The organism is Novosphingobium sp. SL115, assembly GCF_026672515.1.
Taxonomy (GTDB): Bacteria; Pseudomonadota; Alphaproteobacteria; order Sphingomonadales; family Sphingomonadaceae; genus Novosphingobium.
The window spans coordinates 2,787,890-2,799,781 of record NZ_JAPPRG010000002.1 but is presented as its reverse complement, the minus strand read 5'-3'; the positions used below and the strand labels follow the sequence as shown (position 1 = coordinate 2,799,781).

At 62.4% G+C, this 11,892-nt stretch carries 9 protein-coding genes and 1 tRNA gene; 8 read left to right on the top strand and 2 right to left on the bottom strand.

Annotated elements, in window-relative coordinates; translation table 11 throughout:
* Window positions 1–17: 17 nt before the first annotated feature.
* The 3 genes from OVA07_RS15035 (at window position 18) to obgE (ending at window position 2,171) form a co-directional block, all read left to right on the top strand.
* Window positions 18–752: a hypothetical protein gene (locus OVA07_RS15035; RefSeq protein WP_268172294.1), complete on the top strand. Its 735-nt coding sequence runs from the start codon at window positions 18–20 to the stop codon at window positions 750–752.
* A 127-nt stretch (window positions 753–879) separates the two neighbouring features.
* A tRNA-Ala gene (locus OVA07_RS15030) sits at window positions 880–955 on the top strand.
* Between the two features lie 157 nt (window positions 956–1,112).
* On the top strand, window positions 1,113–2,171 hold the full coding sequence (gene obgE, locus OVA07_RS15025; RefSeq protein ID WP_268172293.1) for a GTPase ObgE: 1,059 nt from the start codon (window positions 1,113–1,115) through the stop codon (window positions 2,169–2,171).
* Here obgE and OVA07_RS15020 read toward each other — a convergent pair.
* Complete coding sequence (locus OVA07_RS15020) at window positions 2,168–3,103, bottom strand: alpha/beta hydrolase (protein WP_268172292.1); 936 nt, start codon at window positions 3,101–3,103, stop codon at window positions 2,168–2,170. The two genes, obgE and OVA07_RS15020, sit on opposite strands and share 4 nt — an antisense overlap.
* 183 nt (window positions 3,104–3,286) lie before the next feature.
* On the opposite strand from OVA07_RS15020, the gene proB reads away from it, so the two are divergent.
* The 5 genes from proB (at window position 3,287) to OVA07_RS14995 (ending at window position 9,362) form a co-directional block, all read left to right on the top strand.
* Window positions 3,287–4,420 (top strand): glutamate 5-kinase, encoded by a 1,134-nt coding sequence (proB, locus tag OVA07_RS15015; RefSeq protein WP_268172291.1) that lies wholly within the window; start codon window positions 3,287–3,289, stop codon window positions 4,418–4,420.
* On the top strand, window positions 4,420–5,340 hold the full coding sequence (locus OVA07_RS15010) for an NAD-dependent epimerase/dehydratase family protein (protein WP_268172290.1): 921 nt from the start codon (window positions 4,420–4,422) through the stop codon (window positions 5,338–5,340). The genes proB and OVA07_RS15010 overlap by 1 nt, the downstream gene beginning before the upstream one ends.
* Window positions 5,341–5,422: 82 nt before the next feature.
* A complete protein-coding gene (locus OVA07_RS15005) occupies window positions 5,423–8,362 on the top strand; it encodes a CHAT domain-containing tetratricopeptide repeat protein (protein WP_268172289.1) in 2,940 nt (979 codons plus the stop codon).
* 98 nt (window positions 8,363–8,460) lie between these two features.
* The gene (locus OVA07_RS15000; RefSeq protein WP_268172288.1) at window positions 8,461–8,877 is read left to right on the top strand and encodes a DUF805 domain-containing protein; all 417 of its coding nucleotides are present in this window, start codon (window positions 8,461–8,463) and stop codon (window positions 8,875–8,877) included.
* Between the two features lie 68 nt (window positions 8,878–8,945).
* Complete coding sequence (locus OVA07_RS14995; protein ID WP_268172287.1) at window positions 8,946–9,362, top strand: DUF805 domain-containing protein; 417 nt, start codon at window positions 8,946–8,948, stop codon at window positions 9,360–9,362.
* Here OVA07_RS14995 and OVA07_RS14990 read toward each other — a convergent pair.
* Complete coding sequence (locus OVA07_RS14990; RefSeq protein ID WP_268172727.1) at window positions 9,359–11,878, bottom strand: ABC transporter permease; 2,520 nt, start codon at window positions 11,876–11,878, stop codon at window positions 9,359–9,361. The genes OVA07_RS14995 and OVA07_RS14990 overlap by 4 nt on opposite strands.
* Between the last annotated feature and the right edge of the window lie 14 nt (window positions 11,879–11,892).

Below are 11,892 nucleotides of genomic sequence, written 5' to 3'. Positions count from 1 at the left end.
GTCTGGGGGAAATGCCAATGTTTCGTATCGGGCGCGTTGTTGCGCCAACCATCTTCGTTTCCGCTCTGGCCATTGGCCTGGCTTCCTGTGCGCCAAAACCTGCGCCGCCTCCGCCGCCGCCACCGCCGCCACCGCCCAAGGTAGTGATTATCCCGCCAAAGCCGAAGGCACCCAACGGGGCGTCAGACAATCTGCCGGTTCCGGCAGCGGACGCCAGCGGTCTGCGTCATTCGCTAAACCGCAACATTTCGCCCAACCAGATGTTGTGGAACTTGCGTTCGGCTTACAATGTCGCTGCGCTCAATTGCCATGCACCGCAGCATGTCGATATTCTGGCGAACTATAAGGTTTTCCTGAAGGCGCATACCAAGACGCTGGCCAAGGCCAATACCAACGTCGATGCCGAATTCCGCAAAAAGTATGGCGCGAAGTTCATCGCTCCGCGCGAATCCTATATGACCGCACTGTACAATCACTTTGCCTTGCCGCCGACGCTGCCCGATTTCTGCGATGCGGTGCTGGCGGTCAGCCGTGATGCTGCGCCGGTGAAATCGGTTGAACTTGAAGCCTTTGCGGTCCGCAGCCTGCCCAATATCGAAGTCGTCTTCGACGATTTCTATCGCCGCTATGAAACTTACCGTCGCGATCTGGCGGCATGGCAAACGCAGTATGGCGTGCCGGTTACCACCGCGCAGCCAGCTGTGGTTCTGCCGCCTGCGGCTGGGCACACGGGTGGCGGGGCAGGAAATTAGCAGAGACGTTAACGGCTGATCCCCGGTGGCGGGCACGCAAGAAATCTGAATTTTGGTCTTTGCAGGCCGGGAGCGCTGCGCTAATGGCGGCTCTTCCGGCAAAGTCATGTCGGACGATGCCAGGAACGGGGCCGTAGCTCAGATGGGAGAGCGCGTCGTTCGCAATGACGAGGTCAGGGGTTCGATCCCCCTCGGCTCCACCAGGTGTCATCGAACCGTCTGATCGGGCAGGCGCCTTGCGGTTCACGGTTACAAGCACTCCATGAACGGGTATGTAAGGCTCGCTTCGGGGCAGGCTTGTTCCAATTGCATTCGGGCCTGTCATGTTCTTGCAGAACGTCAGTTGGATCAATAACGCCCATGCATTTTCTCGATCAGGCCAAAATTTTCATCCGTTCCGGGCAGGGCGGCCCCGGCGCAGTTGCGTTCCGGCGTGAAAAGTACGTCGAATACGGCGGCCCCAACGGTGGCAATGGCGGCAAGGGCGGCGACATTGTGTTTGAAGCTGTGGCCGGTCTTAATACGCTGATCGACTTCCGCTATGCCCAACACTTCAAAGCACAGCGCGGACAGGGCGGTGCAGGCACTGATCGCACCGGCGCAGGTGGCGAAGATCTGGTCATCAAGGTTCCGGTAGGCACGCAGGTTCTCGATGATGATCGCGAAACCGTGCTGCTGGACATGACCGAAGTGGGCAAGCGCGTTGTCCTGCTGCGCGGTGGCGATGGCGGGCGCGGCAATGCCAGCTACAAGACATCGACCAACCGTGCCCCGCGCCAGTCCGGCCCCGGCTGGCCGGGTGAGGAAATGTATGTCTGGCTAAGGCTGAAACTGCTGGCCGATGCTGGTCTGGTGGGGCTGCCCAACGCGGGCAAATCCACGTTCATCAACCAGATCACCAATGCCAAGGCAAAAGTGGGCGATTACGCTTTCACCACGCTGCGCCCGCAGCTTGGCGTGGTTAGCCATCGCGCCCGCGAATTCGTGCTGGCCGACATTCCCGGCCTGATCGAAGGCGCGGCAGACGGCGCAGGCATTGGGGACCGTTTCCTTGGTCATATTGAGCGCTGTCGCGTGCTGATTCACCTGATCGACATTCACAGCGATACCGATCCGGTAGAAGCCATGCACATCGTCGAGGGTGAACTGGAAGCCTATGGTGCCGGCTTGGGTGACAAGCCTCGGCTGGTGGCACTGAACAAGATCGATCTTGTCGACAAGGAACTGATCAAGGCGTTCAGCGACGAACTTCTTGAAGCAGGCGCTGAACGCGTGTTCCCGATCTCTGGCGCTACGGGGAAGGGTATGGAGGCGCTGCTGGACGCGGTGCTTGGCTACCTGCCTGCCGCCACGGTTACGGAACGCCCTACCGGCGAGGTTGAAGACGTGGCGGACGAAAAGCCCTGGTCACCGATCTAGGGGATCTTGCGGTCAAGGTGTTTCCTGACGAGTGGCGCGATGTCGGCGGCATGGCCGCTGAACAGGCCATCGCCATACGGTAGGTCGATTACGTCGATGTTGGGGGCAACACCGCGAATACGGGCGGTAATCGGGGACAACCCTTCTTTCGGATTCAGAACGAGAATCGGCTGAGCGATTGTCTTGACCGTGGCGGCAAAGTCATAAGCAAAGGCTGCGTCGTGGCCCCAGCCTGAGTGGGTCGGATCGCGATTCATTTCCCAAAAGAGCTGCCATGCGTCGGTGTCTCCCAGCTCGCTTCTGAACCGGCTGAATTTTTGCCATAGCGGCGGAAGCCGGTCTGCTGCGGCATTCAGGGTTCCGGGGACTGAACCTTCAAGGCGTGCTTTATAATCGGCAATTTCCTTGGGTGTGAACATCAGCGCCGAATGAAGGACAATCCGGTGAATGGCGCCCGGACGTTGTCTGGCCAGTTCGATGGCAGTGGCTGACCCGGTATGGCTGCCCACCACGTCGACCCGCTGCAGGCCCAGCCGGTCGATGAGGTCACTCATCGCCCCGGCAAAATCAACAATGGTTGAGGGATGCGGGGGGCGGTCCGACAACCCGAAGCCGGGGTTGTCAGCTGCAATGGTCAGCCGGTCCGTGCCCATTTCACGCAGAAAGTTGGCGAAACCGATCCCGGAACCCGGCGATGCGTGCAGGCAAAGCAATGGGGTTTTGCCGGTTATGCGTCCGGGGCCATTATATCGGTAATGGACCACGCCGAATCGGCCTTGCGCCATGTCATGCCCGTCGCGCAGCAGCAGGGACTCGGTGCCTGCCGACTGAAGCGTTCTCGGCGTGCGTGAACGTGCGATCGCAGGGGCCATTATTCCGCCCGCCGCAAGCGCCGCAAGGAACAGACGGCGGCCACTGTCAGCGAGGCTCATGATTGAAATCCACTTGGCAAGGTTGAATTGCGCGCAGCGTGACCCGGCATCTGCTTGATCAGATCGGCGCTGGACGATTTCACCGCCACGCGAACATGGTGTGGCCAAGACTATCGTCAGTCGGCGCCTCCCACACGACGGGTAGCACTTCACGCCCTGTCACAAATACCCTAAGCGGCCTCAATGAAGATCACCCAGCTTGCCCATCTGACCGACGCCCAGACCTGCCCGCGCCTTGTGGTGAAGGTGGGATCGGCATTGCTTGTCGGCAAAGATGGTGCGCCACGCCGCGAATGGCTGACGGCGCTGGTGGCAGAAATTGCCGCTGCGCGTGCCGCCGGGCAGGAAGTGATCGTCGTGTCGTCCGGCGCGATTGCGCTGGGCGCACGCAAGTTGGGCCTCGCCAAAGGTGGGCGGGGCAGCCTTTCGGATGCGCAGGCCGCTGCATCGGTTGGCCAGATTGCGCTGGCGGGGGTGTGGGCCGAACTGCTGGGCCAGCATGGGCTTGCCGCTGCGCAGATTCTGCTGACGTTGGAGGATCTTGAAGATCGCCGCCGTTATTTGAACGTCACCGCCACGCTGGGCACGCTGCTGGCGGCGGGCGCGGTGCCGGTCATCAACGAGAACGATTCGGTCGCCACGCAGGAAATCCGCTTTGGCGACAATGATCGTCTTGCTGCCCGCGTCGGGCAGGCGGCGGGGGCGAACGGCGTGCTGCTGCTGTCCGATATTGACGGGCTTTATGATCGCGATCCGCGCCAGCCCGGTGCGGTACGTATTCCGGTGGTAAAGGGTGTGACGGCGGAAATTCACGCCATGGCAACCGGTGGTTCATCCTCTGGCCTTGGGTCGGGGGGGATGACGTCCAAGCTGCAGGCGGCCGAGATTGCCGAACTGGCGGGCATGGCGCTGGCGATTATCGACGGTCAGCCGGTGTCGCCCATTGGCGCAGCCATGACGACTGATCGCGGCACGTTGTTTCTGCCGCGCGGGCGCAAGCAGGCGCGCAAGGCGTGGCTGGGCGGGCGGATGCGGATGCGTGGGCGTGTGCATGTCGATGCCGGGGCGGCCGCTGCACTGGCGCGCGGGTCCAGCCTGCTGGCGGCGGGCGTCACTGCGGTTGATGGCGATTTTCAGCGGGGTGATGCTATCGCCGTGCTTGGCCCCGACGGGCACACACTGGCGCGCGGCCTGTCTGAATATGACGCGGCTGAATGCGCCCGCCTGATGGGCCATCACAGCCGCGAACATGAAGACCTGCTGGGCTATGCCCCACGCTCTGCCCTGATCCACCGTGACCAGATGGTGCTGTTGTAATGGCCGCAGAATTGCTGGCGATTACCGGGGCAACCGGGTTCGTTGGGCAGGCTGTTCTGGAATTTGCCGCCCGCGCCGGAATTGAAGTGCGCGCTCTGGCCCGTCGCCCGCAAGAGGCGCGTGCTGGCGTGGAATGGGTTCAGGGTGATCTGAACGACAAGCGCGCGCTCCAACGCCTTGTGGGTCGGGCCAGCGTGGTTTTGCACATTGCAGGCGTGGTCAACGCGCCTGATCCCAAGGAGTTTGAGGACGGCAACGTCTGGGGCACGCTGAACGTGGTCAACGCCGCATTGAATGCGGGCGTGCCACGCTTCGTCCACGTATCCTCGCTTTCCGCCCGCGAACCTGGCCTGTCGATCTATGGCAAGTCCAAGCTGCGCGGGGAAAAGATCGTCAAGGCCAGTTCCCTGGACTGGACCGTGGTGCGGCCGCCATGGGTATATGGTCCGCGCGATACCGACACGCTGGATATGTTCAAGGCGGCACGGTTTGGCTTCCTGCCGGTGCCGCCCAAAGGTTACGCCTCGCTTATCCACGTCAACGATCTGGCCCGGTTGCTGCTGGCACTGATCCCCGGCGGTGAAGACGTGACCCATATGACGTTCGAGCCGGACGACGGCACACCGGGCGGCTGGAGCCACAACGACATTGCCAAAGCCATTGGAATGGCCGTGGGCAAGCGCGTGACCGCCCTGAATCTTCCCGCTGGAATGCTGCGTCTGGGGGCAAAGCTGGACGCACGTTTCCGGGGCAAGGGCGCCAAGCTGACCATGGATCGCGTTGGCTACATGTGCCACCCCGATTGGCGCGCGGGCGCAGGCAACCAGCCGCCGCCCGCACTGTGGACCCCTCAGGTTGAAACCGCGATGGGGCTTCATGCTACGGCTGCGTGGTATCGCGAAGCGGGTTGGCTTAAGTAAAATTGTGCTGAAACGCACTGGCGCTCAGGCACTGGAGCGTTAACCATTGATCCCAAGCAGGAATGCCTGGGGTGCGATAACGATGGTGAGGATGTTCTGCGTCGCAGCGCTGGCTGTGGCGATTCCAGGTGCCGTTTCAGCGGCTGAGGCAAACAAGCCGGTATTGGCCGTCAGCCCCGCGCGGACCCTCGCAGATGAAGTGCGCGCGCTGAAAACGATGGACACGGCGGGCAAACCTGCCGAGGCGCTGGCGAAAATCGATGCCGTGCTTGCGCGTGCGGCAAAAGCCAAAGGCATCCAACGGCTGGACCTGATTTATGCCGAAGCCAGCCGTGCCAACGCGCTGTTCTGGCTTGATCGCTATGATGAAGCGCTGGGGATTTATCACCGGCTGGAAGCCGAACTTGATAGCGGAAAATACGCGATGACGCCGGACCGCGCCGAACTCGTCAACAATATTGGCTCGCTCTATTCCTCACTGGGCAAGTTGGATGAGGCGACCCGCTACAAAGCCCGTGCGCTTGAGTTGACCGCACAAACGGCCGGGAAGGAAAGCATTGAATATGCGTCAGCGCTTTACGGGATGGCGCTGGTCGATTTTCGCCGCGGAAACCCGTTAAAAGCCATTCCGCTGGTGCGTGAAGCGCTGCGCCTTGCCCGCACCCATGCCGATCTTACCGGTGATGATGTGGAACAACCGGCGATCTTCGGCCTTAGCCTTGCTGCGCTGCTGGTACAGTCGGGTGATACGGCATCGTCGATTGAACCTGCACGCGAAGCCGCCATCTATGCGGAAAGCCATTTGGGCGAAGATCATCGCGTCACGATGGCTGCGCTCAACCAGCTTGGAGCCTCACTTAACGATTCCGGCCTTTATGCACAGGCTATCCCGGTGATCCGCCGCACGCTTGATCTGCGGATCAAGGCTTATCCCGCAGATCACCCTGATATTGCATTTTCGCTCAGCGCGCTGGGTTTCGCCTTAGACAATTCGGGCGCCAAGGATGAAGCACTGCCCTTCTATGAACGTGCGGCTACAATTTTTGAGAAGAACAACGACAAGAACAACTTGACCATAGCTGCCACCGCCACGGGGCAGGTCGCCAGGATGGCTGCATGGCGGGGTGACAAGGCGTTGTCGCTGGCACTGCGCGAAAAGGCGTTGCGACTGGGCCGTGAACGCTCTCCTTCACCGGAACATCCCGACGTTATCCTGGCCGAAGTCAATCTTGCCCGCGAACTGATTTCCAATGGCCGTTTGGACGATGCGGCGCCGCTGCTGGCACACGCAAACGCAGCGTTCGAGAAGCGCTCTTTGGATTCCAACGCCCGCCGCCTTGCCGGGCGCGTTTTCGCTGAAGACATTGCTGCGCGCAAAGGCGACGTGTCGGGAGCCTTGGCCCGCACAGCCACAATCCTTGCTCCGGCACGAACACGGTTGCTTGATCGCGCAACTCCGCGTGCAGAAGTAACCCGACTGGCCGAACAGTATCATTTTCTGTTCGTCCAGCATGCCCGTCTTGCCATGCAGGCGGGCGACGCCGCGCAGGCGTTCGAAGCGCTGCAACTTGCCAACCTGGGCGATCTGCAGAGTGCGATGTCCAGCTTTGCCTTGTTACGCGCTTCCGGAACACCCGATGCTGTCGAAGCGACACGACGCTATCAGGCGCTTGCCGCGGATGGGGCGCGTTTGCGTCGCACGCTCAACGCGCAGGTGGCCGCAGGGAACGGCGAAGTGGCCGAAGATATAAATCGTCAATTGGCACAAATCGATGCGAACTTGCGCGTGGAGGATGCTCGCCTTGCCGCTTTGATTCCGGGTTATTCGGCGCAAACAGCCGTAGAGCCAGCTTCCCTTGTCGCCGCGCAAAAGGCCATGACATCGGGGCAGGCCATGGTGCTCTATGGACAGGACGAAGAAGGTCTGGTCGTTCTGGCCATTACCGCACAGCACACGGCCATCGCGTCTTCACCCATTGCGCCACGCGCATTGCTGAACCTTGAAAAGCGTTTGCGCGGATCAATCGATCTTGGCCTTGCCAATGCAGGGCAGGGCGCGTTCGATCGCAAGGCGGCGTGGGAGCTTTACCAGGTACTGTTTCCCCAGCCGATCCGTGATGCCATCGAGAGCGCACCTGATCTGCGCATTCTTGCCATGGGCAGTCTGGCCTCGTTGCCTTTTGCCGCACTGGTGACGCAGGCTCCCCAAGGTGACGATGCATCCGCACAAGCGCTGCGCCGCACGCGCTGGCTGGCGGTCGATCATGCGGTGTCTGTTCCGTTGGGCGCGCTGCCGCTGCCACCCCGGCAAAGCGCCCGCAAAGCCCAGACCTTTGCCGGGATCGGCGCACCGGTGCTGGGCAAACCGGTGCAACTGGCCACCCGGTCTGCCCCGCTGCTGCGCTCTGGGGATACCAGTGCAACCGCCCTGCGCCAACTGGCCAGCCTGCCTGGCGCAGAAGATGAACTGCGACGCATGGCCAGCGCGTTCTCCGGCCAGCCTGCCTTGCTCATCGGTCGGGATGCCACGGAAACGGCGGTCAAGGCTGCGCCGCTTGAACAGGCCAATGTGTTGGCCTTTGCCACCCATGGCCTTGTTGGTGGCGCGTTCCGCGATCTGGTTGAACCGGCGCTGGTGCTGACGCCACCCGACGTTGCCACCGAACAGGACGACGGTTTGCTCACCGCATCCGAAATTGCCAAGTTGCGGCTGGATGCGGACTGGGTGATCCTGTCCGCCTGCGATACCAGCGCGGGTGATGGCGAAGCCGCGCCGACATTCTCCGGTCTGGCCCGCGCTTTCGTGGCGGCAGGTGCGCGTTCGCTCCTGTTGTCGCACTGGCCGGTGCGCGATGACGTGGCCAGCCGTCTGACTCTCGACACGTTGAACGGTGCGGGCAAAGTGGCAGTGTCCCGTGCCGAAGCCCTGCGCCGCGCCCAGATTTCCATTCTGCGCGATGCAAAAGTGCCGGGCGGGGCGCATCCGGCAACATGGGCGCCCTTCGTGCTTGTTGGCAACTGATTGGCCCAATGTGACGGGCCGCGCTTGCAGTTGAAACCAAATCGTGGCCCATACGCTTTCATGTGCTGTGGATGGCACGGCCAAAAGGGGGAATGTCGATGGAATGGATGCTGATGCCGTATCGCCGCTATGCCGATTTTTCGGGGCGTTCGCAGCGCAAGGAATACTGGATGTTCGTGCTGTTCAGCCTGCTGGTGACCATGGTGTGCATGGCTGTAATGTTCGCTGGTGGTATGTCGCTGGATGAATCCGGTCAGGCTGCGCCCGGCATTCTGTTTTGGCTGGGACTGGTGGTTCTGGTGATTTTTGCTGTTGGCAGCATCATCCCATCCATCGCCGTGCAGGTGCGCCGTTTTCACGATCAGGACAAATCGGGCTGGATGGTGCTGATCGGTTTCATTCCCTATGTGGGCGGGCTGATAGTGTTCATCTTCATGTGCCTTGAAGGCACGCGCGGCGCCAACCGTTTCGGGGCTGATCCGAAGAACCCGACCAATTCCGATATCTTTGCCTGATCTATCGTATCGGGCCTGATGATCGCGTGGGCGTGGCCTTGCGTCGCGCCCGCAACGGAGAAGAACAGATGAACTGGATGATCCTGCCCTATCGTCGTTATGCCGATTTTGCGGGCCGGTCACGCCGCCGCGAATACTGGATGTTCGCGCTGTTCTATGTGCTGGTGATGGTCGTCCTCAACGCCGTGTTTGGCACGAACGAGGTTGAGCGCGGCAATGGCGCGTTCGTTTACGGCTCTCGGCTGGTAGGCGCGGGTGGCTGGATCGGCGGGCTGTTATGGCTCATCAGCATCGTCCCCGGCCTTGCCGTCACCATCCGCCGCCTGCACGATCAGGACCGCAGCGGTTGGTTGCTGCTGCTGTGGCTGATCCCGTTCCTGGGGTGGTTCGCCATTTTGGTGCTGATGTGTCTTGATGGTACGCGCGGTCCAAACCGGTTCGGCCCGGATCCCAAGAACCCCACGCCTGCCGACGTATTTGCCTAAAGCTCGCGCAGAACCTGTGCGGGCCGGGTGCGCAACAGCCCGACTGATCCTGAAATGGCCAGCCCCATAACCAGTACCAGCCCTGCGCCCAGCACGCCAAGGATGCGGGACCAATCGGGCAACCAGTCAAATTCGAACAGCCACACGATCACGCCCCACGCAACTCCGGTGCCCAGCACCAACGCCACACCTGCCAGCAGCGCAGCCAGCAGGCCATATTCAGCAACCAGCAGCACCAGCAATTGCCGCCTGCTGGCGCCCAGCACGCGCAGGATAACATTGTCATAGGTCTTGCGTTCGCGCGCGGCGGCAATCGCCCCTGCCAGCACGGCCATGCCAGCGAGAATCGCCACGCTTGCGGCGGCAAGGATCGCTGTGCCCATCTGCGACAGGATTTCGCGCGCCTGCCCCAGCACCGGCCCGATTTCCACAACAGAACTTGATGGCAGCGCCTTCACCAGCCCGGACAGGATCCCACGGCGTACCTGTGGTGTCTTTTCGCCTTCGGGCAGGCTGATCGTGGCGGCAAGGTTGTGCGGGGCATCGGCCAGCGTGTTCGGGCTGAACACCAGCACATAGTTGAAGCCCATCGAATCCCAGTCGATCCGCCGGAACGAGGCGATCTTCGCGCTGCGTTCCACCCCCAGCACCGAAACGGCTATTCGATCGCCCAGCTTCAGGCCCAGCGTTTCGCGCAATTCGTCATCCACCGAAACCAGCGGTTCGCCGGTATAGTTGGCGGGCCACCATTCCCCTTCGGTGAGCACATTGCCTTCGGGCAGGGAGTCGGCATAGGTCAGCCCGCGATCCCCGCGCAAAGGCCATGCGTTTTCAGGAATGTCCTTAAGGTCGGCCACGCGGGTCATTGCCGTGGCAGGGCCATAGGCAACGATGGTTCCGCGCAGCGCTGGCACTTTGCGCACGGTGGCATGGGGCGCTGCGGCCTTCACCACGGCGTCGAATGCCTCCACTTGCGCAGGCGGCAGGTCCAGCACGAAGTAATCCGGCGCACGGGTGGGAACCCGGCGCGCGATGTTTCCATCAAGGCTGGTCTGCACGGCTGCCAGCAGCACGAATGCGGCAAGGCCAAAGCCCAGCGCCACGACCAGCGCAGATGTCTGCGCGCCCGGCCGGTGCAGGTTGGCCAGCGCCATGCGCGCAATCGCGCCCTTGGGCTTGGGCATTCGCGCAGCCAGCTTGGTCAGGCCCCAGCCCAGCAGCGACAGCACGCCGAAAAGCCCCGCAGCGCCGCCCAGAAAGCTCGCCGCGAGCAGCTTTTGCGGCGCGGTGAATACGGCCAGCGCGGCAATGCCGGTCAGCCCTGTCGCCACCGGCAATATCGCCCCGCGCCATCCGCCTTCCAAGGGGCTGACCCGCGCACGCATCAGCGCCATGGCCGGAAAGGTCTTGGCCCGTGCCAGCGGTATTGCGGCAAAGGTTACCGCAATCAGCGCGCCGAACGTGGCCGCCGTAATCAGCGCGCCAGCATCGATCACGACTCCTGCTTCAATCGGCAGCAACCCTTGCAGGGCTTTGCCTAACAGCGGCGTCACACTAACACCCAGCGCCAGCCCGACAAGGATGGCCAGCGCCGACGCCGCAGCCAGTTGCAGCAGGAAAATCCGTGCAATATCGCGGCTGGATGCGCCCAGAATTTTCAGCGTGGCAATGCTGCCGCGCCGTGCTTCCAGATAGGAATTGACCCCGTTACCAATGCCGATGCCCGCAATTGCCAGTGCAGCCAGCGCCACCAGCACCAGAAACTGCCCCATGCGCGACACAAAGCGGTCCAGCCCCGGCGATGCCTTTTCATGCGTGCGCACTTCGTATCCGGCCAATGGGAAGCGGGCCTTGATATCCTCGCCCATGGCCACCGCATTTGCCCCGGCGGGCAGCTTCAGTCGCAGCTTGGCACGCACCATCGATCCCGGCTGGATCAGGCCCGATGCCTCCATCGCGGCGCGGTTCAGGATCACCGTCGGCCCCAACGAAAACCCTTCGGCCAGCCGGTCCGGTTCGCTGTCGATCACCCCGCCGACGGTCAGCACGGCTTGCCCCACTTGCAGGCGGTCACCCAATTTAACGCCCAGCCTGTCCGCTACGCCCGGCGCAATCCATGCGGTCATGCCTTGCGGTGCGCCCGCCACCTTGCCGCCTTGCAGGGTGAACGTGCCATAAAGCGGCCATTTGCCATCCACCGCTTTCAGTTCAACCGGCGTCGCCTGTGTTTCCACGCCGGGCACGCGCGCCATGGCCTGCAACCGCGCGCCTTCGGACAGATCGCCCAGCGCCGCAATCGCCGCGCGCTCGTCCACAGATGGCATCCGCGCGGCCAGCGTAAATTCCAGATCCGCGCCCAGCATTTCACGCCCGCGCGTGGCCAGTTCCCGCTCGATTGCACCGGTCAGCGTGCCGATGGCGCTAAGCGCCGCCGTGCCCAGCACAAGGCACACCAGCAACAGCCGCAATCCCTTGAACCGCCAGTCCAGCCCGCGCCGTGCCAGCCGCCAGGCCATGCCCCATGAAAGGT